This is a genomic window from Streptomyces varsoviensis (assembly GCF_000718635.1).
Classification (GTDB): Bacteria; Actinomycetota; Actinomycetes; order Streptomycetales; family Streptomycetaceae; genus Streptomyces; species Streptomyces varsoviensis.
Genome location: NZ_JOBF01000016.1, coordinates 1 through 23,682, shown reverse-complemented (window position 1 = coordinate 23,682; position 23,682 = coordinate 1). Strand labels below are relative to the sequence as shown.

Sequence of the window (23,682 nt, the reverse complement as noted above, 5' to 3'; positions counted from 1 at the left end):
CTCCCTCTGTGGTGTCCGCGGTGTCGTGGTGTCCGCGGTAGCCGTGGTGTCCGTGGTGTCCGTGGTGCCTGTGCTGTGCGATCTCCGCCGCCGCCCGATGCCTGTGCCCACCTCCCCCCACCCTCTGTCGGTTCGCCCTCTTCCACCACCTCAAGGACTGCGGAGGGTGACGGGGAGCGGCGTGCGCCGCAGCGGGCGCCGGCCGTCGTCGATCGTCAACGGCTGTCGGTGTACCCGCCGGTCGCGGCGATAGTCTCGCCCACCGTGTAACTGGAGTCGGCGTCGCTGGCCAGATACACGAAGGCGGGGGCGATCTCCTCGGGCTGGGCCACCCGGCCCATCGGGGTCTGGGTGCCGAGCTCGGTGAGGTAGTCGTCGGTGAAGCGCTGCCCCGCGAGGTTGAGCGGGGTCCAGGTGGGCCCCGGGGCGACGACGTTGGCGCGGATACCGCGCTGGACGAGGTGCGGGGCGATGGACTTGGTGAAGACGACCACCGCGGCCTTGGAGGCCGCGTAGTCCATCATCAGGTCGCTTCCCTTCAGCGCCTCCTCGGAGACCGTCGCGATGATCGTGTCGCCCTTCTTCAGGTGCGGCAGAGCGGCCATGACCAGGTGGAAGTAGGCGTAGACGTTGGTCTTGAACACGAGGTCGAACGCCTCCGCCGTGAGCTGCGACAGCTCCGTCTGGCTGTTGAGGTACGCGGCGTTGCTCACCAGGATGTTCAGGTCGCCCAGCTCGGCCACGGTGGCGCGGACCGTCTCCGCGCAGAACTCGGGGTCGCACAGGTCGCCCGGCAGCAGCAGGCACCGCCGCCCGAGCGCGGTCACCTCGTCCCGGACCTGCTCGGCGTCCCGTTGCTCCGCCGGCAGGTAGACGATGGCGACGTCGGCGCCCTCGCGGGCGTAGAGCAGTGCCACGGCGCGGCCGATCCCCGAGTCCCCGCCCGTGATCAGGGCGGCCTTGCCGGTGAGTTTGCCGGCGGGCCGGTAGTTCCTCGCCTGGTAGCGCGGCTTGATCTCCATGTCCGCTTCCAGACCGGGCCGCTCCATTCGCTGGAAGCGGTAGGGCGGGAAAAGCTCGTCGTCGACCTGGGCGGCGGACTCCGACGCTGTGTTCGGTGCACCGTTGGCGGACATGGCGGGGGCCTCCTGGCGGGGTCGGTGGACACTCCTGGCGGTCGGTTGGCTCTCGAAGCCATTCCTAACCGGGGCGCAAGGTGCTAAACGGGCATTCGGGGGAGCCCCGGAGTGGCGATCCACGCGATTCATGGGTGCCGCCGATCCATGTGATTCGCCGGCGTCGCCGCGGGGCACTCGGCTGGCGCTCCGGCGATCGCGGAGGAGCATGTGCAGTACGGAGGACCCTCATGAGTCACGGGAAGAACATGAGCCACGAGAAGCACGAGCACCGGCACGAGCCGCGGGAGCACGCCTCGCGTACGCCGCCCGAGCGCACGCCGCATGAGCACAAGCCGCCCGAGCACAAGCCACACGGCCACGCGGAGACCGCCGCCGAGGAGGTCATCGACGAGGTCGAGGACGCGGAGGCGCGCGGTCCGCTCGCCGAGGAGGAGCGCGAGGCCGAGAAGGGCGGCGAGGCGGCGGACACGCTCACGCCCAGCCCCAAGGCCCAGGAAGATGTCCAGAACACCTGAAGCCCCGCCGGAAGTCCCGCCGGAAGTCCCGCGTGGGCCCGGTCGGAGGCGGTCGCGGGCCGGGCGGCGCATGACCGGGCGGGAGCGATGTACTAGAGTTATCTCGACATCGAGATATCTGCCGAGAGGCGTACCGCTGCCGCGCCAGTAAGGCATACCTAACTTAGGTTGACCTTAGCGGATCGGCAAGATCCTGTGACGGCAGGATCGCGGTAGTACGCGCGAATTCATGCATGAAGGAGACTGTCGTGTCGGCGAACAGCTTCGACGCCCGCGCCACGCTGCGCGTGGGCGACGAGTCGTACGAGATCTTCAAGCTGGACAAGGTCGAGGGCGCCGAGCGCCTTCCCTACAGCCTGAAGGTGCTGCTGGAGAACCTGCTCCGCACCGAGGACGGCGCGAACATCACCGCCGACCACATCCGCGCGCTGGGCAACTGGGACCCGAACGCCCAGCCCAGCCAGGAGATCCAGTTCACGCCGGCCCGTGTGATCATGCAGGACTTCACCGGCGTGCCCTGCGTCGTGGACCTCGCCACCATGCGCGAGGCCGTCAAGGAGCTGGGCGGCGACCCGGCCCGCATCAACCCGCTCGCCCCGGCCGAGCTGGTCATCGACCACTCCGTGATCGCCGACCGGTTCGGCACCCCCGAGGCGTTCACGCAGAACGTGGAGCTGGAGTACGGCCGTAACAAGGAGCGCTACCAGTTCCTGCGCTGGGGCCAGACCGCGTTCGACGAGTTCAAGGTCGTCCCGCCCGGCACCGGCATCGTCCACCAGGTCAACATCGAGCACCTGGCCCGTACGGTCATGGTCCGCGGCGGCCAGGCGTACCCCGACACCCTCGTCGGCACCGACTCGCACACCACCATGGTCAACGGCCTCGGCGTGCTCGGCTGGGGCGTCGGCGGCATCGAGGCCGAGGCCGCGATGCTCGGCCAGCCGGTCTCCATGCTGATCCCGCGCGTCGTCGGCTTCAAGCTCTCCGGCGAGCTGCCCACCGGCACCACCGCCACCGACCTGGTCCTCACGATCACCGAGATGCTGCGCAAGCACGGCGTCGTCGGCAAGTTCGTCGAGTTCTACGGCGACGGCGTCGGCGCCGTGCCGCTGGCCAACCGCGCCACCATCGGCAACATGTCGCCGGAGTTCGGCTCCACCGCCGCGATGTTCCCGATCGACGCCGAGACCATCAAGTACCTGAAGCTCACCGGCCGCGACGAGCAGCAGCTCGCCCTGGTCGAGGCGTACGCCAAGGAGCAGGGCCTCTGGCACGACCCCAGCCGCGAGCTGGAGTTCTCCGAGTACCTGGAGCTCGACCTCGCCACCGTCGTGCCGTCCATCGCCGGCCCCAAGCGCCCGCAGGACCGCATCGTCCTGGCCAACGCCAAGGAGCAGTTCGCCACCGACGTCCGCAACTACGTCGCGGACGACGAGGAGGCGGGCAAGGAGTCCTTCCCGGCCTCCGACGCCCCCGCCGCCCACAACGGCGTGCCGACCAAGCCGACCACCGTGACCGGCCCCGACGGCGTCACCTACGAGATCGACCACGGCGCCGTCGCCGTCGCCGCGATCACCTCCTGCACCAACACCTCCAACCCGTACGTCATGGTCGGCGCCGCGCTGCTGGCCAAGAAGGCGGTGGAGAAGGGCCTCACCCGCAAGCCGTGGGTCAAGACCACCCTGGCCCCCGGGTCCAAGGTCGTCATGGACTACTACGACCGCGCCGGCCTCACCCCGTACCTCGACAAGCTGGGCTTCAACCTCGTCGGCTACGGCTGCACCACCTGCATCGGCAACTCGGGCCCGCTGCCCGAGGAGGTCTCCAAGGCCGTCAACGAGAACGACCTCGCCGTCGTCTCGGTGCTCTCCGGCAACCGCAACTTCGAGGGCCGGATCAACCCCGACGTCAAGATGAACTACCTGGCGTCCCCGCCGCTCGTCGTCGCGTACGCCATCGCCGGCTCCATGAAGGTGGACATCACCACCGAGGCGCTGGGCACCGACACCGAGGGCAACCCGGTCTACCTCAAGGACATCTGGCCCTCCGAGTCCGAGGTCGAGACGGTCGTCGCCTCCGCCATCGGCCAGGAGATGTTCACCAAGGACTACTCCGACGTCTTCGCGGGCGACGCGCAGTGGCAGGCCCTGCCGATCCCGACCGGCAACACCTTCGAGTGGGACAGCGAGTCCACGTACGTCCGCAAGCCCCCGTACTTCGAGGGCATGACGATGGAGACCTCCCCGGTCTCCGACGTCGCGGGCGCCCGCGTCCTCGCCAAGCTCGGCGACTCGGTCACCACCGACCACATCTCCCCGGCCGGTGCGATCAAGGCCGACACCCCGGCCGGCAAGTACCTCACCGAGCACGGCGTCGAGCGCCGCGACTTCAACAGCTACGGCTCGCGCCGCGGCAACCACGAGGTCATGATCCGCGGCACCTTCGCCAACATCCGGCTCCGCAACCAGATCGCCCCCGGCACGGAGGGCGGCTTCACCCGCGACTTCACCCAGGCCGCGGACGCCGCCGACGCCCCCGTCTCGTACATCTACGACGCCTCGCAGAACTACCAGGCGCAGGGCATCCCGCTGGTCATCCTGGCCGGCAAGGAGTACGGCTCCGGCTCCTCCCGCGACTGGGCCGCCAAGGGCACCGCGCTGCTGGGCGTGAAGGCCGTCATCGCCGAGTCCTACGAGCGCATCCACCGCTCGAACCTCATCGGCATGGGCGTCCTCCCCCTCCAGTACCCGGAGGGCGCCTCGGCCCTCTCCCTCGGCCTGACCGGCGAGGAGACCTTCGACATCACCGGCGTCACCGCCCTCAACGACGGCGGCATCCCCGACACGGTCAAGGTCACCACGGACAGCGGCGTCGAGTTCGACGCCAAGGTCCGTATCGACACCCCCGGCGAGGCGGACTACTACCGCAACGGCGGCATCCTCCAGTACGTGCTGCGCTCGCTGATCAGCGAGTAGGCAGTCCCGTACGGCAGTCCTGTACGGCAGCCCCGTACGGCAGTTGAAGGGCCGCATCTCCGAAAGGGGGCGCGGCCCTTCCGCATTCCGTACGTCGCCCCCCACGCCGCGTTACACGGCTGTGGCGATACACGGCTGTGGCGATACACGACTGAGCGGTCGTCGCTGAGCGTCTGATACGCGCGTGAGCCCTGCCGGCGGTCCGGCGGGTCCAGCATCGGTGGCCGGAAGGGACGGGCCGGACGCCGTTCCTCCTTCATGCGAGCCAGCCATGCGAGCCGGCCGTGCGAGCCGGCCGTGCGAGCCGGTCGTGCGAGCCGGTCGCGGGGACGGCCCGCGGCGGACGAAAGGGGAGACGCTGATGCGCAATTGGAGAAGCCGGAAGGCGGCCGCCGCCCTGACGGTCGGGGCCGCCATGGCCGCGACCGTGCTGGCGGCCCCACCGGCGCAGGCCATCCTCGGCGGCGCCGAGTCGGCCCACGCCTACTCGTTCATGGGGTCGTTCCAGCCCTCCTACCCAGCGTCGCCGCGCCCGGACGGACACGGCTGCGGGGTGGAGGTCCTCGCACCGCAGTGGGTGCTGACCGCGAGCCACTGCGCCGGGAAGAACCCGACCGGGGCGAGAGTGGGGGTCCCCAAGGGCTGGAAGGTCCGGGTCGGGTCGCTGGACCCCGCGTCCGGCGGCGAGGTCGCGGAGGTCGATCACTACTACCGGCTGGCGACCGTCGACGACGAGGGCGGGTTCTGGGGCAAGGACATGGCGCTGATGCACCTGCGCACCCCGGTGCGGGCCAAGCCCGTGCGGATCGCCTCGGCCACGCCGGCGGACAACGCGCCCGTACGGATCATGGGCTGGGGCATGACCTGCGACGACCTCGACGACTCGGCGTGCTTCCCGAAACGGCTCCGGGAGGCCGACACCGTGGTCCAGCCGGTCGCGAAGTGCCCGAATCACGCGGACGCCGGAGAACTGTGCATCGGCAGCGCCGACGGCCGCGTCGCCGCGTCGAACATGGACTCCGGCGGGCCCGCGCTCGTCCGTGAGGACGGCCAATGGGCGGTGGCCGGTGTGGTCAGCGGCCCCGACGAGGCGAGCGGCCACACGCTGTATACGGACGTCACCCGGCACGCCGACTGGATCAACGGCATCATCAGCGGCGCCCACGTGCCGCCCGACGACAAGATCCCGAACGTGGAGGGCGCGGTGGACCTGGGCACCTGCGCGGGCTCGGTGGTCAGCACCCCGGCCTCCCGGCCGCAGGACCCCGCGCTGATGATGACCAACGGCCACTGCGTACAGGGGAAGCGGCCCGCGCCCGGAGCCGCGCTGACGGACCAGCCGGCCGACCGCGACGTGCCGATCGCGGACCGCCAGGGCTACCCCAAGACCACCGCCCACGCGAAACGGCTGGTGTACGCGACGATGACGGGCACCGATGTCGCGCTCTACCGTCTCGACCAGACCTACGCGCAGTTGAAGGCCAAGGGCGCGAAGGTCTTCCGGCTCGCGTCCGAGCCCGTACGCGCGGGCGATTCGCTGACCATGGCCTACCCCAGCCGCCGCTTCCACTGCACCGCCGAGGCCGTGGTCCCGCACCTGCGGGAGGGCGGCTACCAGCAGGACCACTCGATCCGCTACGCCACCAGCGAGGACTGCGCCCCCTGGTTCGGCACCTCCGGTTCGGCGCTGCTCTCCTCCGACGGCTCCACGGTGGTCGGTATCCACAACACCCACAACGACGCCGGTGAGAAGTGCACCGACGACAACCCGTGCGAGGTGGGCTCGGACGGGACCGTGACCTCCGTCAAGGGCCGTGGCTACGGCCAGCAGGTCTACGGGGTCGCGGCGTGCGTGACGGCGGGGTCGAAGCTGGACCTGTCGCGCCAGGGCTGCACGCTGACTGGTGCCGAGCCGCGTGGGGGCCACGGGAGTTGAGGGGGAGCCGTCGTCACGGGCGCTGATGGGGCGAGGCGCGGTCGCGGGCGTTGATGGGCCCCCGGCGGGCGCTAATGGGCCAACCTCGGTGGCGGGCGCTGTTGGGTAAGCCTCCGCCACGGGCGCTGATTGGGCAATGGTGACCTCCTCGTCGCATCATGGTCCCCCACTACCCAGCACGTCCGATGGGGGAAGATGTCGGTTCCAGCGGCCGAGGGAAACGTTCCGGCGCCCGGGGCGGTGGCGATCCTGCTCGTAGAGGACGACGAGGTGATCCGCAGGACGGTGACGCTGGCGCTGGAGCGCTACGGCTACCGCGTCACCTCCGCCGCCGACGGACTGACCGGTCTCGAACTGTTCCGGCAGGGCGGACACGACCTGATGATGCTGGACATCATGCTGCCGGAGCTCGACGGCATCGGACTGTGCCGCCGGATCAGGGAGACCAGCACGGCCCCGATCCTGATGATGTCGGCTCGCGGGGACACCCCGGACATCGTGGCCGGCCTGGAGTCGGGCGCCGACGACTACGTCGTCAAGCCGGTCGACACCGCCGTGCTGGTGGCCCGTATCCGGTCCCTGCTGCGCCGGGCCACGTTCGCGCCGGTCCCGGTACCGGCGGTGGCGGCGGAGCCCGGCACCGCGACGGCCGTGCCGGGCGGCTCCCTGGCCCCCCTGCCGGAGAGCCCGTCCCGTCCCGATCGGAACCCCCGGCTTGTCTTCGGAGACCTGGCCATCGATACGGCCGGCCTGGAGGTGTTCCTGGCCGGTGAGCCGGTCGCGCTGGCCCCCACCGAACTCCGGCTGCTGCTGGAGTTCGCCGCGCATCCGGGCATCGTCCTGGACCGGCAGACCCTGCTGCGCAACGTGTGGGACTACGGCTGGGACGGCGACAGCCGGGTGGTCGACCTGTGCGTACAGCGGCTGCGGAGGAAGATCGGAGCGGGGCGCATCGAGACGGTCCGGGGCTTCGGATACAAGCTGAGGGGCTGAGGAGTTAAGGGGGATGCGGGGCTGAGGGGTTGGGGAGCTGACATGGGAGCGCGGCGGTCGCTGCACAACTGGCGCTCGTCGCTCAACTGGCGGTCGCTGCTCAATTGGCGCTCACTTCGCTGGAAGATCGCCCTCCTGGTGACGGCGGCGTGCTGCGGCATCGCGCTGACGGTCGGGCTGCTGGTGCACCGCAGTACGTACAAGTGGTCCATGAACGACGGCGGGGCCAAGGCGCGCAACGCCCTGAACACCGCCCTCGCGGAAGGCGAAGGCGGCGACAGGGGTACGGCGCGCCTGGTGGGCCCCGAGGACATGCCGGCGGCTCTGGTGCGCATGATCCGGGAGGACGGGAGCGGCGACCTGTACGACGAGAGCCACGAGTACCAGCCGCGGATGTGGGCCGGTGAACGGCTGCCCGACGGGCGCCTGGTGGCCGTCGCGGTCGACATGGGCCCCGACCAGCGCAGCCGCCGCGCCCTGGACCGGCACATGTGGGAGTACTCGCTGATCGCGCTCGCCGTCATCGTCCCCCTGTCCGCCCTCGCCGCCGAACTCCCCAACCGGCGACTGCGGCGGGTGGCGCGTACGGCCCGGCGCATAGCCTCCGGCGACCTGGCCGCCAGAACCGGGACGGGCGGCCGGGAGGGCGACGAGATCACCGAGATCTCGGCCACCGTCGACTCGATGGCCGACAGCCTCCAGGACCGCCTGCGCAGCGAACAGCGCTTCACCGCCGACGTAGCGCACGAACTGCGCACCCCGCTGATGGGCCTGGTCACCTCCGCCGAACTCCTCCCCGACAGCGAGGCCACCGATCTCGTCAGAGGCCGGGTACGAGTGCTGCGCACCCTCGTCGAAGAGCTACTGGAGATCTCCCGCCTCGACGCCGGCGCCGAACACGCCGACCTGCGCCCCGTGGCCCTCCCCGACTTGGTCCGGGACTCCCTGGCCCGTACGGGCCTCGACGCGACAGTCGCCGTCGGCGCCGCGCCGCCCGCCGTGGTGGAGACCGACCCCCGGCGGCTCGACCGCATCCTCGCCAACCTGATCGTCAACGCCCACCGGCACGGCGCCGCCCCGGTCGAGATCACCGTCGAGGACACGGCCGTCGTCGTCCGCGACCACGGCCCAGGCTTCCCCGCCACCCTTCTCGCCGAAGGCCCCCAACGCTTCCGCACCGGAGCAGCCGAACGCGGCCACGGCCACGGCCTCGGCCTCACCATCGCCTCCGGCCAGGCCAAGGTCATCGGCGCCACCTTGCTCTTCTCGAACGCGGCCGCTGACGGCGGCGCCGTCGCCACCGTCCGGCTGCCGCCGGTCGGTTGACGCCGATGGGGCGGTATTCGGTGTGGGTGGCTGCGGGTTTCGTCCCAGTGACGACGGAGGTGGGTCGTGGTTGGCTCGCTGGCTGCGGGTCGGTGGGAGTGAGCGTCACAGACAGCCGCCGGGTGGGGCGGTATTGCGCCCGGTTGGCTGCGGCTTTCGTCTCGGCCCCTGCGGGGCCACAGCGCCTGTAGCGACGGGTGGGACGGTGGTGGGGACCGCTGGAAGCTCCGCTGCGCTTCGCCGCTGGCTACTGGCAGGTAGAGTGCGATTGCCGCCCGACAAAAGCGCCTTTTGGGATGCGGAATCGGGCGGTAACCCAACTCTGTTGAACAGTGAACCTGGCACATCGGGCATACCGGGCGCACTCGCCGTCAGAGTGGCGTTCCCCCAGCCGTGGGCCCCGTCCGTACGGGCGGGAACGACACCCGAACGGCCAGCACACCCGGCGCAGCGCAGCGCGCCGCCCCCTGCCGAATCGTCGTGGATCATAGGCCCGCGCCCTCCCCGAGCCGCACCCGACGAACCCGCCACCACCACTTCGCGGCAGCAGCCAGCGGCGAAGCCACGACCCACCTCCGTCGTCACTGGCGTGAACCTCCAGCTACAACGCACCCGCACTCCGCAACTACCGGCGCAGCGCAGCGCGCCGCCCCCTGCCGCCAGTCGTTGATCACAGGCCCGCGCCCTCCCCGAGCCGCACCCGACCACCCCGCCACCACCACCACTTCGCGGCAGCAGCCAGCGGCGAAGCGCAGCGAGCCCTCCCTAACCCCAGCCACACCCCCACCCGCAGGCAGCGAACCGAACCCCAGCCCGGCCCCCTCCCCTCCCGCTGCCAGCGCCTTGGACCCGGAGGGTCCGAGACGAAACCCGCACCCACCCACACCGAATACCGCCCCACGCGGCAGCCAACCCACCCCCAACCCGAGGGCGCCGTACCAGTGCCGGGACCGGCAATGTTCGCCCGGAAGGAGCGTCGTCCGGTGCGTCCGATCGTGCGGCGGCCGGAAGCCCTGGTAGCGGAGCTACCAGGGCTTTTGGTCAACGCCGCCGGGGGCACCTCCCAGCGCTAGCTGGGGGCGTGCGCGCCGGGCGGCGCGACGGAGCAAAGCTTGCCGGGAGGGGCGCTAGCCCTCGGCCTCGGTGCGCCACCGGTGCAGGAACACCGGAGAACCCACCTCGACCCCTAGCCTGACGACTCCACCAACGAGCGACTGCGTGCGGCGGTCGCCAAGGCGAACGTCGCCTGATACAGCACCAAACCGTTTCTGATGGCTCTTGGATGGTGTCGCGGGGCCAGATGGCGATCACGGTGACGGTGAGGGTGCCGTTGCGGCCGGCCACCGCGCGGAGCCGCCTTCGTTCGAGAAAGCCCAGTACCGGCGGCGCAACGCGGTCGAGCGCTGGCCGCCTTCCCGGCCACGGTTGCGGCGGTCGGCCCGCTGGTCGTCCGGCTCGGCGATCGTCCCCTTGAGGCCCCGGCGGCGTAGGCAGGCGCCGGTTGCCGCGGCTGGCGTACGCCTTGTCGCCGCGCACCCGGTCCGGGCGGCGGCGCGGGCGGCCGGGCCCGCGGCGGGCAATGCGCAGCGTCTCCAGCAGCGGCACGGGGGTGGGGCCGTCGCCCCGCTGGCCCGGTGAGGTGAGCCAGGTCAGCGGGCGGGCCCGGTCGCGCCCCCGTTTCGGGGGAAGTCGCGCGGGGGCCAGTGCCGGGCCCCGGCCGCATGCTGAGGGGCCCGGCAGGAAGTGGAGCCGATGTTCGCCGCCCACTCCCGCTGCACCTTGCGGGCCAGGGTGCCGTCCGGATCACCGGCATCGGCCTCGATCTGCAACCTGGCCAGGATCTGCTGCCAAGTGCCGTCCGCCGACCAGCGGCGATGCCGCACGTCGACGGTCTGCCAGGCCCCGTACCGCTCCGGCAGGTCCGGTCCGGGGCACCCCGGGCCGAGCCCGGGACAACACCCCCTTTACCACTATCCGGTGACCGGCCCACTGTCCACCAGGCCGGCCGTTGGCCGGCAGCAACGGCTCGACCATCCGCCACTGCGCATCGGTCAGTTCATGCCGCCGCACCACGCCCAACGCCTGCCCGGCCCAGAACCCCTGACCCACCCCGCCCGACAGGGAGCCATCGGAAATGGTCTAGCGGGGGCAGTCGTATCGCCCTGCTTTGGCGGCTTGTATGAAGGTGCGGAGGCTGGCGGGGGTGGTGGTGACGATGACGTCGGGGGCGTCGCTTTCGCGGAGCTTGATGACGGCGGGGGCTGCGGCGGCTACGTTCAGACAGTTAGCCCCTTGAGCGCTGTATGACGAATTCTGCCAATCGCCGGGGGCCTTGGCGACGTAGAGGCAGTTGGACCCCTCCTGGCTGTAGGAGGACTTCTGCCAGATGTGAGCGGGCACTATTGCTTCCCTTCAGAGGCTCTGAGCGATGCTGTGGATCAGATCGCGGGACGCCTCCGGTTTGAGCGCGTAGCTTTCGAGGCGGTCCAACACACTCCGGTATTTCACGAGGTGGGCCTCTGCGTCGAGTAGTACGTTGCCGTGGTCCGAGTCGAGCTGAACCGTGTCGAGCTGCGGCACTGAGCCGCCGAAGTAGTCGATGGGTTGCCCAGAACCGTGGAGCGCGCCGACGCCGAACGGGATCACTACGACCGTGACGTTCTCGCGCTCGCCCATCTCGATGAGGTGCTGGAGCTGGCCCCGAGTTACGTCCGGACCGCCGAATCCCATGTGCAGGGCCGCCTCGTGGACGATCGCCGTCAACGGGGTCGGATTGTCCCCGTCGAGGATTCCCTGCCGCCTGATCCGGAACGACAGTCGGTGTTCCACCGCATGCGGCGGAAGCTGCGGGACCGTCGAGTCGAAGAGCACGCGCGCGTGGTCCCTGGTTTGGAGCAGTCCGGGCATGTGAACCATGGTCGCGATGCGCACGTACGTGGCGTGGTGTTCGAGTTCGGCCAGGTCGAGGAGGCCGGCGGGGAGAACTTCCCGCTCCTGCTCCCACCAGCCTCGATACTGGCGGCCAGTCAACTCCGTGAGTGCCGCGACGTACTCGTCATCCGCGCAGTTGTACAGAGCGGCCAGTTCCCGGACCCGATCCGCGCTCACCACATAGCGGCCGGCTTCCATGTTGCTGATCCGCGACTGGTTGGCGCCGGATAGCGCACCTGCCTGGGTTGCGGACAGGTCCGTGCGTTCACGGAGTCTGCGCAACTCCGCACCCAAGCGCCGCTGTCGCACGGTCGGTGGACGATTGATCGGGGCCATGTCGGTCCCTCTCTGCCTAGGGCGAGACGTGTTGGCGTCACCCTAATGGAGGGTGTTGGGCTCTATGCGGGCAAAGCTGGGAATCCATTCCAAGGTTCACGCTACGGTGTGACCCGAGCCACTTCGGCTGGCGCGGCCGTGCCGTGCGTGCACTGCCGCGCCCTGGTCCAAATCCCCCTCCTGACGGGAGACTTCCATGGCCAAAACACCCCCACAGCAGCCCGTAACCGTTCCCCTGACGCTTGATCAGGAACTGTGCGAACTAGCACTCATTGGCGCGCCGCGATCCTTCGCCGTCGTGCAGGAGTGGGACACGGACACGGAGGACCCGGACGGGGAGGTCGTCGCATGGGGGTTGGCCCATGAGGACGGGCGCGTGCACGTGGTCAGTACTGGTGGCCGTACGCAGTACAGGCTCAACTCGCCGGAGCAGGCGGTCTGCTGGTTCGGTCGGGAACCCGGGGTGACGGCGCGCATCGTGTGGTTCGCGCCACCGGCGAACCCGGCGTTCGAGCGGGGGGAGGCGGCGTAGCGCGGGATGGCTTGATGGTGGAGTTGGGTTGCCGCCCGGCGAAGCGGGCCATACCGGACGCGGAACCGGGCGGTGAACCAACCCTGTTGACGGATCAACTTGCGCGGACTGATGCTGGTCGGCCGTCACCGACTGGTGAACCGTAAGGGCGGGGGATGGGGAGACGACGGATATGCGGAGGCCATCGCTTCTGGCCGGCGCGGGAACGCTCGTACTCGCGGCAGGCGCGCTCGGCGCCTGGTGGGTGGCCGACCGGCCGGCGGCGGACCCGGGCGGCGTGAGCCCGCAGGTGGCCACGGTGGGTTCGGGGCGGGGAGCCGATGTCGACGGCGATGGCTTCGACGACCTGGCCGTCGGGATGCCCGACGCTCCGGTCCAGGGGCAGGCGGGCGCCGGCAAGGTGGCCTTGGTCCACGGTTCGGGGAAGGGCCGCACGGTCGGCCGTCACCAGACCGTGAGTGGGGCGGTCGACGGCGAAGCCGTACGGGCAGGTGACCGGTTCGGGGCGGCGCTCGCGCTCGGTGATCTGGACGGTGACGGGTACGCGGATCTGGTCGTCGGGGCGAGTGGCCGGACGGCGGGAGGCGAGAAGGGGGCCGGGGCGGTGACCGTGGTCTTCGGCTCGCGGTCCGGGCTCTCGCGCACCGCCGTCGATTTCCACGCGCCGGCCCCGACGCCCGGGGGCCGCTTCGGCGGCCAGTTGGCGCTGGGGGACTTCGACCATGACGGGCTCGACGACGTGGCGGTGGTGGACGGCAGGCAGGTCGCCGTGGTTTCCGGGGCGAAGGACCTGCGTTCGGCTGGTGCCGAGGGCGTCACCGTGCACACACCGCCGGGCGGCGGCGGGGGAACGGACCGCATCGCGACCGGCGACGTCGACGGGGACGGTTACGACGACCTCGTCACCGTCGCCCACGCCGACGACCCCGCCGACGGGGGCACCCTCGGTGTCCTGCCCGGTTCGCGCGAGGGGTTGAAGGGCGCCCGGCCCGGGGAGCGGGTGGAGCTTCCGTTCGCCGGTTACGCGCCTGTGGTCGGTGACATCAACGGTGACGGGAAGGACGACGTCCTCCTGGCCACCGGCTTCGGAGACGGCCCGCGTGACGCGGTGCTGCGTACGTACCCGGGGAGCACGGACGGCCTTGACGTGACGGGGGCCGTCGCATGGCGGGGCCCGCTGCACCTGAGCGACACCGCGCGACTGGCCGACCTCGACGGCGACGGCCACGACGACCTGGTGGTCGGCGACGACCAGAACGGCGCGGGGGCCATCACGGTGATCCGGGGCGGCACGCACTGGCTGGGCCCCGCCACGGCACGCACGATCTCCCTCGACACCAAGGGCGTCGCCGGGGCCGCCGAGCCGAACGACCGGTTCGGCTCCACGCTGGCCCAGGGCGACTACAACGGCGACGGCACCCCCGACCTGGCCGTAGGCGCACCAGGCAAGAGCCACGGCCGCGGCGCGGTCAGCCTGCTGCCTGGCAGCCCCTCGGGCCTCACCGGCAGAAACTCCACCATCTTCGGCCCGGACGCGCTCAACGACCCAGCGCCCAAAGCCTCCTTCGGCGCCTCCCTCGGCGGCTGAAAAGGCTGACCTGCGGAGCACTTCCCCGCCAGCGCCGGAATCGCCGCCACCCCTATTCGCTATCGGCGTTCGGCCCGGTGGACAGCGGACTGCCTTCCCGCCCAACGCCGTTGCGGTGAGCCCCGTTCAGCCCGGCAACCATGACCGCCTTGGGGCGTGCTCGATCTATCGCGGGGCCGAGCCCCAGGGCTGGTACATGGGGTGTGGGGTACCGGTCGCCATGGTGGCCGAGGCATTCGCCCGGCCGGACGTGCGTACTTGGAATCGCGTACGACCTGACGCCTGGCCAACACCGCCAGCGGCGCCGTACCGCGCCGGTTCGGCGTCACCGAAGCCCGGCGCGAGCAGGTGTCTCCGCCCATGGCCCCCTCGGGCAGTGGCAGGTGCCCGGGATCAACGCGAGCTGCGTCGGCTCCGGTAGGCCGCGACGCTGGCCCGGTGGGCGCAGGTTCGGGTGCAGTACTGCTTCGAGCCGTTGCGCGAGAGGTCCACGTAAGTGGCCCGGCAGGTCGGTCCGGCGCACACGCCGAGACGGGCGGGGCCGAGTGTGGCGATGACGGAGGCCAGTGCGCTGAGCGTGGTCGCGGCCAGGTGCGCGGAGCGGCGGTCGGTGTCGGAGGTCACCTCGGTCCACCAGCGGTCGTCCTCGTGGCGCAGTACCGGGGTGGCGCGGCTGCGGCGCAGGCCGTCGTTGATCAGTGCCGCGGCTTCGGCCGGGTCCGCGTTCGCCCGTTCGAGCACGTCACGCACGGTCTTGCGCACCGCGCGGACTTCCGCCAGGTCTTCGCGGGTGAGATGCCGCGGCTGCGACCCCGGCCCTTGGCTCGCGGCCGAACTCGAACTCGGTGGCGCAGCCGCCGGGTGACCGTCGAGGAAGTTCTGGAGCTGCTCCACGGTCTCCAGCGCGTCCTCTCCCTTGATCGGCATCAAGGTGTTGGCCAGGTCGACGGCCGTCTGGACCACCAGCGGGTTGTAGTACGGGCTGTAATACGCATCCTGCATTTGACGTGTCTCCTCGCTGCTCCGTAACGTTACACTCAAAGGAGCTTTCACATGTCACAACATACTCGGCGGGGGGTGACCCCGCATGCGATCACGACCCCGTCAGCAAGGACCCCGGCGCCGGAGCGTACCGACGCTCCGGACGGGCGCCGGCTGGGGCTGACGCTGGGGATGCTGGTGCTGCCGATGTACGTGGCACTGGGAGCGCCGTCGGTGGCCCTGCCGGCCATCGGCCGCGCACTGGCGGTGCCGTTCGGGGCCACCGCATGGGTTCTCGCCGCGTGGTCGCTGACCTCCGCGCTCGCGATGCCGGTCGCGGGCCGGCTGCTGGTCCGCTGGAACCCCTTCCAGGTCCTCGTCGCGGGGGTCGTGGCGCTCGCCGCCGGCTCCGCGCTCGCCGGAGCCGGGCCGACCCTGTTCGTCGTGATCGTCGGCCGACTGATCGGCGGCGCCGGGGCGGGCGCGACCGTGATCGCCGTCTTCGCCGCGGCCACCGTCCTTCCCGGGCGGCATCGCATCCGCGCCCTGGGGATCATCGCGGCCGCCAGCGCGACCGCGTCGGGGTGCGGAACGCTGTTGGGCGGGGCGGTGACCGCATGGCTCGGGTGGCGCGCCGTGCTCGCGATCCCGGTCCTCGCGCTGCCCCTCCTGCTGGTCGCCTTGCCGAGTCGGCGCGCGCTGACGCGGAGCGGCGGCGACGAGCGGAACGGCTCGTCCGAGCGCGACGGTTCGACCGGGCGCCTCGATATCGTCGGCGCGGCCGTGCTGTCGGTGCTCGCCGGCTCCGTGATCACGTTGCTCCAGGCGCACTCGGTCGGCCTGCCCGCCCCGGTCACGCTCGCCGTGGCCGCCGCCGGGGTGCTCGCCGCCGCGGGCCTGTGGCGGCGCGTGCGCAGCACGCCCGACGGGTTCGTGCCGCGGCGGGTGATCGCGTCCCGCGGCTTCCTGGCGGCCGGGCTCATCGGCGGGGCCGTCTTCGCCGGCTACTACGGGGTGCTGTTCCGCGCCCCGTCCCTCATCGAGCAGGCCACGGGCGGCGGCCCCCTGGTAGCCGGCGTGTTCCTGGTCCCGGCCGCCGCCTGCTCGGTGCTGACCGCGCGGCTGGTCGGCACCTTGACCGACCGGTTCGCCGGCTGGCAGGTGACGGCCGGGCTCGCGGCGCTCACCGTCGTCGGCGTGCTCGTGGTCGCGGTCTTCTCCGGGCCGATCCCGGTCGTCGCCGGTACGGCGTTGACCGTGTGCGGGTTCGCCGGCGCCCAAGCCGTACTGGTGGGCCTCGCCCCGGACCTGGTCGCCGCGGACGACCGCGACACCGCGCAGGGCCTGCTCAACTTCATGAACGCCCTCGGCGGCGGGATCGGTCCGGCCGCCGTCGCGGGCCTGTCCGGCATCGTGCCGGCACCGGCGGCCCTCGCCGCGCTCGCGGCACTCCCGCTGGCCGGGCTCGCCCTCAGCCTGACTCGCCGGCCTGCCGCTGTCCGCCGCCCTACCGCCGATCACTGCCTCGGACCCGACGCCACGCGTGGGAGCCCGCGATGACGGCCCGCCCGCCTCCGAGACGCCGGACCCACCCGCCTCAGAGATGCCGGACCCACCCGCCTCTGATCCGATAACGCCTTGATGGCCCGTAACTTGACGCGCAGTAACTTGACGACCCGTAACTTGACGACCAGTAAGGAGCCTTGCCATGACCGCCGAGCCCTTCGAGGTCAGCGTCACCGAAGCCGAGATCGCGGACCTGCGTGAACGACTGCGACGTACGCGGTGGCCGGAGCGCGAGCCGGTGGACGACTGGTCGCAGGGGCTGCCGCTGGCGTACGCGCAGGAACTGTGCCGAAGCTGGGCCGAGGAGTACGACTTCGGGTTCGCCGAGCGGCTGAACGCGTTCCCGCAGTACCGCGACACGATCGACGGGCTGGGCATCCACTTCCTGCACGTCCGCTCGCCGGAACCGGACGCGTTCCCGCTCGTGCTCACGCACGGGTGGCCGGGTTCGGTGCTGGAGTTCCTGGAGGTCATCGGCCCGCTGACCGACCCGCGCGCGTACGGCGGCGACCCGGCGGACGCGTTCCACGTGGTCGCGCCGTCGCTGCCGGGGTACGGCTGGAGCGACAAGCCGTCGACGCCCGGGTGGGGCGTCATGCGCACCGCGCGCGCCTGGGACACGCTGATGGGTTCGCTGGGTTACGAGCGGTACGGCGCGCAGGGCGGCGACTGGGGTTCGGCGGTGTCCGCGGCGCTGGGCGAGGTGGCGCCCGAACGGGTCGCCGGCGTGCACCTGAACCTGGGGTCCGTGGCGGCGGGCGCGTTCGACGACCCGACCCCCGGGGAACTGGCGAATCTGGCGGCCGAGAAGGAGATGCAGCGCACCGGCCGGGGGTACTCGGCGATCCAGTCGACCCGCCCGCAGACGCTCGGCTACGGCCTCACCGACTCCCCGGCGGGGCAGGCCGCGTGGATCGCCGAGAAGTTCTGGGCGTGGACGGACAACGACGGCCACCCCGAGGACGCGTTGTCGCGGCAGACGATCCTCGACGAGATCTCGGTCTATTGGTTCACCGCCTCGGCCACGTCGTCGGCGCGCCTGTACTGGGAGAGCTTCGCCAACTTCCGGGACAAGGTGACCGCGCCATCGGGGCTGTCGGTCTACCCACGCGACATCACCCGCCCGTCGAGGCGAGAGGCCGAGTTGCGCTTCACCGACCTGCGCTGGTTCGAAGAACTGCCCCACGGCGGCCACTTCGCCGCCCTCGAACAGCCCGAGTCACTGGTCGAGCAGGTCCGTGGCTTCTTCCGCCTGTTCCGCTGACGTCCCCCTGGGCGGGCCGTGCCCAGGGGGCCTGCCCGCCTTTGCGGTGCCCGGTGGTTGTGCGGTGGTTGTGCGGTACACCAGCCCGTCGATTCGGCAACTCCGCCCACCGCCACGAACCAGCCGGCCGGCCCCAAGCCCCGTCGGCCGACCGACCCACCCCACCGAAACGACGAGTGCGGCGACGCTCGTCAGCGCCGCCGCACCTCATCTCCCACCCAGCCCCGTACCAGGGACGTCAGTTACCTCAGAAAAGCAGCTTGAACTGGTTCCAGCCGGAGTTTCCGATCTTCACTCGGGTCTTGTACGGGGCGGAGGCGCTGCCCGTGCCCTTGTAGAGCCACAGGGCGCCGGACTTGTCGCGGGCGATCAGGTCGCTGCGGCCGTCGAGGTCGACGTCGCCGGTGGAGAAGAGGGCGTTGAACTGGTTCCAGCCGGGGCCGATCTTCGTACGGTCGGCGAAGGGCTTGTTGTAGTCGCCGGTGCCCTTGTAGAGCCACAGGACGCCGTCGCGGTCGCGCGCGACGATGTCGGTCTTGCCGTCGCCCGTCAGGTCGCCCTGGCCGGCGATCGCCGTGTACTGGCCCCAGCCCGGGCCGACCCGGTGCGCGACGCCCGTGAACGTCCCGTCGGGGTAGGCGAGGAAGAGCCAGAGCACGCCGTCCCGGTCCCGGGCGAGGAGGTCCGACTCCTTCGCGCCGCCGAGGTTGCCCGGCGAGAACACCAGGTCGTACTTGTTCCAGTCGCCCGGGATCTCGCGCGAGGTGGTCGCGGTCGAGTAGATCAGCGAACCGCTGTTCGTACGGGCGTACAGGGCGTCCGCGAAGTCGTCCTTGTCGTTGTCGATGGTGGACGCCGCGTTGAAGTCGCCCCAGCCGTCGGTGACGTAGTCGCGGGCGTCCAGGCCGCCGCGCCCGTCCGGCCAGTAGAAGTACAGCTCACCGGAGTTGTTGACCGCGGAGACGGGGAAGATCGGAGCGCTGCCGGGAGCCGCGGCCTTGAGCGACTTGAGCGCCCCGTGCGAGGCGGGCCGGTGCTCCGCCGCCTTGCGCACGGTGTCCTTGAGCGGGGCCGGCGCCGCGTCCTTGGCCATGGCGGTGCCGGCGGTGGTGCCGACCAGAGCGGCGACTAACGCGGCGGTGGCGACCCGGGAAAGGGTGCGTCTGCGCGTACGGCCGGGGGAGTTGGGGGAAGCCGCGGCACCGGGAGAACTGGAGGAAAGGGTCATCAATATCTCCAGAAGTCGTGAGATGAGTCGCGACGCGCCTCCATGTGATGAGACGCGTCGCGGTAGCTCCTGGATCTTTGCACAACTCCTTTACAAGTCAATCGGTTTTGTCAGGAAGCGTGAGCGCCGACTGATTGCTGGAGCCGTACCTTGCCCGCCGGGTCGGTCAGCGTCGCGTGTCATTGGCCGCGAACGACCCGTCCTTGGTGTCGACTTCGCGCCACTTCGGATGCCAGAACCAGCCCCGTACGTGGTCGCCGGCCCATGCGGCCGGGAGATTACCCCCGGCCTGGGGGAACGCGCCGTACCGTACCCCGCGCCCCGGCGGCGGATTGCGATCCCGCCGCCGGGGCGCCAAGGGGGGCCGAGCAGTGGTCGGCTACTTCAGCAGCTCGATCTGGGCGAGCGTCGCCTTGCCCGTCGGCACCAGCCGGTAATGCGTGTACGAGCCGGGGGACCGGACCGTGAACGTACGGGTCTGCCGGTCCCAGGGGAACGACTCGTGCGCCCGCCGGTCCAACTGCCGCCAGTGCTCACCGTCGTCGGAGCCCTGGAGCACCCAGCCGGACGGCGCCTTGTCGTGCGCCGACGAGGTGAGCGTGTACTGCACCGCCCGCGTCGCCCGCCCCGGCCTCACCTCGGCCGCGGTGAACGTCGCGTCCGTGGCCGAGGTGTTGTCGACCAGGTGCGAGCCGTCGCCGCCGCCGGTGAGGACGACCTCCGACTTCGGGGTGGTCGCGTCCTCCAGCGGCGTCGGCGGCTTGTCGCCCTTGGTGATGGACGTGGGCCCGTCGTGCTGCCCGCTGCCCCAGGAGGAGGGCTTGTCGCCCATCGCGAACTCCAGCGTCCCGCCGCGCGCGAGCAGCGAGTGGGGGAGCGCGGTGGAGTTCCAGCGCTTGCCGTCGACCTTCAGCCCCTGCACGTACACGTTGCGCGCGCTGTTGCGCGGGGCCTTGATGACGAGGTCGCGGCCGTTCTCCAGGTGGACGGTGGCCTTGGTGAAGAGCGGGGACCCGACCGCGTACTCGGGGCTGCCCATCACCAGCGGGTAGAAGCCGAGCGAGCTGAAGACGTACCAGGCCGACATCTCGCCGTTGTCCTCGTCGCCCGGATAGCCCTGGCCGATCTCGCTGCCGAGGTAGAGCCGGGAGGTCACCTCGCGGACCTTGGCCTGCGTCTTCCAGGGCTGGCCGGCCGCGTCGTACATGTAGGCGATGTGGTGCGCGGGCTGGTTGCTGTGCCCGTACATGCCCATGCGTACGTCCCGGGCCTCGGTCATCTCGTGGATGATGCCGTTGTAGGAGCCCGCGAAGTCCGGGGAGGCGGTCTCCGGGGTCGAGAAGAACGTGTCGAGCTTCTTCGCGAGGCCGTCGCGGCCGCCGTAGAGGTTCGCCAGGCCCTTGGTGTCCTGGGGCGCGGTGAAGGCGAAGTTCCAGCCGTTGGTCTCGGTGTAGTCGTGGCCCCAGACGCGCGGGTCGTACTTGTCGGGCGTCAGCCGCCAGTTGCCGTCCGCGTCCTTGCCCTGGAAGAAGCCGATCTTCGGGTCGAAGAGCTTGACGTAGTTCTGGGCGCGGCTGAGGAAGTACGCGGACTCCTCCTTGTAGCGCGCCTTGTGGGTCTTGGCGTAGAGCGCCTGGCCCATCTTCGCGATGCCGAAGTCGTTGAGGTAGCCCTCCAGCGCCCAGGACATGCCCTCGCCGGTCTTGGTGCTCGTATAGCCGAGGAAGACCGAGGTGTCCATGCCCTTGCGGCCCACGCCCCGGTCCGGCGGGGCGACCGTCGCGTTCTTGACCGCGGCCTCGTACGCCGCCTCGGCGTCGAACCGCACCCCCTTCTGGTACGCGTCGGCGAAGGCCACGTCGGAACTGGTGCCGGTCATCAGGTCGGCGTAGCCGGGGGAGGACCAGCGGGAGATCCACCCGCCGTCCTTGTACTGCTGTACGAAGCCGTCGACCATCTTCCCCGCGCGCTTCGGGGTCAGCAGGGAGTAGGCGGGCCAGGTGGTGCGGTAGGTGTCCCAGAAGCCGTTGTTGACGTACACCTGGCCGTCGACGATCTTGGCGCCGGTGCGGGTGGGGGTGTTCTCGCCCGTCGGCTTCGAGAACGCGCTCGCGTACTGGTACCGGGGGCGGTGCGCCGAACCGGTGTTCTCGGAGGCGGAGTTGGGATACAGGTAGAGCCGGTAGAGGTTGGAGTACAGCGTCGTGAGCTGATCGCGGGACGCGCCCTCGACCTCGATACGGCCGAGGATGGAGTCCCACGCGGCGCGGGCCTTGCCGGTGACCGAGGCGAAGGAGGCCGACGCCGGGATCTCCTGCTGGAGGTTGGCCTTCGCCTGGTCGACGCCGATCAGGGAGGTCGCGATGCGCAGCGTGACGGTGCGGTCCTTGCCGGGCTTGAAGCGCAGATAGCCGGTGACGTCGTCGCCCCCGCCGCCCTTCAGCTTGCCGCTGTCCGTCACCGGGGCGTCGAAGACGCCGTACACGAAGAGCCGGCCGGCGCCCGTGGACAGGCCGCTCTTGACGTCCGAATAGCCGGTGATCACGGCGTGTTCGGGGTCGAGGGTGAGCCCGCCCTCGTTCTTGACGTTGTCGAGGATGACGCTCGCGTCGTCGCCGGGGAAGGTGAAGCGCATCATCGCGGCATGGTCGCTGGGCGCCAGCTCGGCCTTGAGGCCGTTGTCGAACGTGACGCCGTAGTAGTGCGGATTCGCCGTCTCGCGCTCGTGGTGGAAGGGGAGCGCGCGGGCGGTCCGCCGCGCGTCCGGCACACCGGCCGCCGCGCTCGGCATCACCTGGAAGGTCTGCCGGTCGCCCATCCAGGGGCTCGGCTCATGGCTCGCGCTGAACGCCTGGATCGCGGGCAGGTTGTCCGCGTTGTTCCCCGCCGCGTACTGGTAGAGCCAGTCCGTGGAGCCCGCGTTCGTCACCGGCGTCCAGAAGTTGAAGCCGTTGGGCACGGCGGTCGCCGGGAAATTGTTGCCGCGTGAGAAGCTGCCGCTCGAATTCGTGCCGCGGGTCGTCAGCGCGTAGTCCGCGAAATGCGTGAGCCGCTTTTCCGGCGGGGCCGGCGCGATCGAGATGTCGTCCACCCAGCCGCGGAACTTCGCCGGGCCGGCCGGGGAGTCGTACGCCACCAGTACGCGGGCGATGGTCTTGCCCGCCGCCACCGTTCCGATCCGCGACTCCTTGTTGTTCCACTGATTCGCGTACAGCGTCTTGGAATCCGCCTGGCCCTGCGGGGTCAGCCGGGCGCCGTGCTGGTCGACGGCGTTCAGGTCGCTGAGGTACGTACCGTCCGTGAAGGCGAGATCCAGCGCCACGTGCGTCGCCGGGTAATTCGGGTCGTACTCCGGCATCGACGGGAGAATCTTGTACGACAGTTTCGTCTGCCGCGTGACCTTCGTGTGCGTCGCGAAGACCTTGTTGTACGAGTACGCGCGTCCCGTCGCCTTGTGCGTGCCGGCGTAGCGCAGCGCGTGCGTGCCGCTGAAGCCGACGTTGGCCTTGGCGGTGGGGGAGCCGGTCGGGCCGCGGTCCACATATGTGCGCATGTCCGAGGGGGGCGGCGGGGCGTCCTCGCCGTTCGACAGTTGGAACTCGGCGAGTTGGGTGATGGCGTCGCCGCCGTTGCGTGAGATGTCGAGGCGGTAGTGTTTGTATGCGGTGGAATTCTTGAAGCCGAACTCGCGGGTCTGCTGCCGCTTTTCGAAGGACTCGTCCTTACGGGCGTCCAGCGCCGTCCAGTTCTTGCCGTCGTCGGAGCCCTTGAGCGTCCAGTCCTTCGGGTCGCGGCCGGGCGCGTCGTTCGCGGACGTGAGCGCGTACCGGACGACCTTGACCGGCTCGGACAAGTCGAATTCCAGCCAGGCGGTTTTCTCGAAGGTGAGCCATTTGCTGGTGGTCTCGCCGTCCAGCAGGTTCTCCTTGACCTCGCCGGAGGCGGTGTTCTCGCCGCTGGCGCGTACGGCGGTGACCTTTTCGGTGACGCTGCCGGGTATGCCGGAGGAGTAGCCGCCGTCGACGCCGGACGCTTTCTTCTTGCCGCCGGGGCCGGTCTCTACGGTGTTTCGCCAGTCGGGCTGGGGGTCGGCCGTCTCGAAGGAGGAGTGGAACTCTTGGGTGGGGTTTTGGGGCTGGTGGGGGTGGGGGGATTGGTGGGGCTGGGTGGGGGTGGCTGCTGCTGCCATGCCTGCCGCCATGCCTGGTGCCGTCGCCACGAGTGCGGCCGCCGCCAGCAGGGCGGCCGGTCTGCTGACCGCCCGCCATCGTCGTCTCTGTCGCATCCTGTGCCTCTCAACGCATGTGACAACGTTGTCAATTGAGTTGCGCAGAGATAAGTAGGACGCGGGGGGCCGGGGGTGTCAAGGGGG

General features: G+C 70.6%; 15 protein-coding genes and 1 pseudogene. 9 read left to right on the top strand and 7 right to left on the bottom strand.

The features are described from left to right. Positions 1-215 precede the first annotated feature (215 nt). Positions 216-1,136 (bottom strand): SDR family oxidoreductase, encoded by a 921-nt coding sequence (locus tag IF55_RS22920; RefSeq protein WP_030883914.1) that lies wholly within the window; start codon positions 1,134-1,136, stop codon positions 216-218. A 230-nt stretch (positions 1,137-1,366) separates the two neighbouring features. Between IF55_RS22920 and IF55_RS22915 the strand changes: the two genes are divergently transcribed. From IF55_RS22915 to IF55_RS22895, 5 genes are all read left to right on the top strand, one after another. Continuing rightward, the gene (locus tag IF55_RS22915; RefSeq protein ID WP_048832333.1) at positions 1,367-1,654 is read left to right on the top strand and encodes a hypothetical protein; all 288 of its coding nucleotides are present in this window, start codon (positions 1,367-1,369) and stop codon (positions 1,652-1,654) included. 233 nt (positions 1,655-1,887) lie between these two features. Next, positions 1,888-4,629: an aconitate hydratase AcnA gene (gene acnA, locus IF55_RS22910; RefSeq protein ID WP_211270024.1), complete on the top strand. Its 2,742-nt coding sequence runs from the start codon at positions 1,888-1,890 to the stop codon at positions 4,627-4,629. 361 nt (positions 4,630-4,990) lie between these two features. After that, on the top strand, positions 4,991-6,565 hold the full coding sequence (locus IF55_RS22905) for a S1 family serine peptidase (protein WP_030883906.1): 1,575 nt from the start codon (positions 4,991-4,993) through the stop codon (positions 6,563-6,565). Positions 6,566-6,760: 195 nt separating this feature from the next. Continuing rightward, positions 6,761-7,558: a response regulator transcription factor gene (locus IF55_RS22900; RefSeq protein ID WP_030883903.1), complete on the top strand. Its 798-nt coding sequence runs from the start codon at positions 6,761-6,763 to the stop codon at positions 7,556-7,558. Between the two features lie 42 nt (positions 7,559-7,600). Then, positions 7,601-8,884, top strand: coding sequence for a sensor histidine kinase (locus tag IF55_RS22895; protein ID WP_048832332.1), 1,284 nt, complete (start codon positions 7,601-7,603; stop codon positions 8,882-8,884). A gap of 1,287 nt (positions 8,885-10,171) precedes the next feature. On the opposite strand, the pseudogene IF55_RS38715 reads toward IF55_RS22895, so the two are convergent. The 3 genes and pseudogenes from IF55_RS38715 to IF55_RS22885 all read right to left on the bottom strand — a co-directional run. After that, positions 10,172-10,954: pseudogene (locus IF55_RS38715) on the bottom strand (IS5 family transposase); the annotation flags it as partial. A 69-nt stretch (positions 10,955-11,023) separates the two neighbouring features. After that, positions 11,024-11,284 (bottom strand): DUF397 domain-containing protein, encoded by a 261-nt coding sequence (locus tag IF55_RS37515; RefSeq protein ID WP_078644997.1) that lies wholly within the window; start codon positions 11,282-11,284, stop codon positions 11,024-11,026. 12 nt (positions 11,285-11,296) lie between these two features. Further along, positions 11,297-12,151, bottom strand: coding sequence for a helix-turn-helix domain-containing protein (locus tag IF55_RS22885; RefSeq protein WP_030883899.1), 855 nt, complete (start codon positions 12,149-12,151; stop codon positions 11,297-11,299). 196 nt (positions 12,152-12,347) lie between these two features. On the opposite strand from IF55_RS22885, the gene IF55_RS22880 reads away from it, so the two are divergent. Further along, the gene (locus IF55_RS22880; protein ID WP_030883897.1) at positions 12,348-12,683 is read left to right on the top strand and encodes a hypothetical protein; all 336 of its coding nucleotides are present in this window, start codon (positions 12,348-12,350) and stop codon (positions 12,681-12,683) included. 172 nt (positions 12,684-12,855) lie between these two features. Next, positions 12,856-14,271 (top strand): VCBS repeat-containing protein, encoded by a 1,416-nt coding sequence (locus tag IF55_RS22875; protein ID WP_030883895.1) that lies wholly within the window; start codon positions 12,856-12,858, stop codon positions 14,269-14,271. 393 nt (positions 14,272-14,664) lie between these two features. Here IF55_RS22875 and IF55_RS22870 read toward each other — a convergent pair whose 3' ends face one another. Continuing rightward, positions 14,665-15,273 carry a CGNR zinc finger domain-containing protein gene (locus IF55_RS22870; RefSeq protein WP_030883893.1) on the bottom strand — a complete coding sequence of 203 codons (609 nt, stop codon included), beginning with the start codon at positions 15,271-15,273 and terminating at the stop codon, positions 14,665-14,667. A gap of 51 nt (positions 15,274-15,324) precedes the next feature. Between IF55_RS22870 and IF55_RS22865 the strand changes: the two genes are divergently transcribed. Next, a complete protein-coding gene (locus IF55_RS22865; protein WP_030883891.1) occupies positions 15,325-16,812 on the top strand; it encodes an MFS transporter in 1,488 nt (495 codons plus the stop codon). A gap of 148 nt (positions 16,813-16,960) precedes the next feature. Beyond that, a complete protein-coding gene (locus IF55_RS22860) occupies positions 16,961-18,082 on the top strand; it encodes an epoxide hydrolase (RefSeq protein ID WP_030883889.1) in 1,122 nt (373 codons plus the stop codon). 247 nt (positions 18,083-18,329) lie between these two features. Here the strand turns inward: IF55_RS22860 and IF55_RS22855 are convergent, their stop codons facing one another. Continuing rightward, entirely contained in the window at positions 18,330-19,310 is a 981-nt protein-coding gene (locus IF55_RS22855) for an FG-GAP repeat domain-containing protein (protein WP_048832331.1), read from the bottom strand. Between the two features lie 379 nt (positions 19,311-19,689). After that, entirely contained in the window at positions 19,690-23,595 is a 3,906-nt protein-coding gene (locus IF55_RS22850; RefSeq protein ID WP_037965476.1) for a GH92 family glycosyl hydrolase, read from the bottom strand. Positions 23,596-23,682 lie beyond the last annotated feature (87 nt).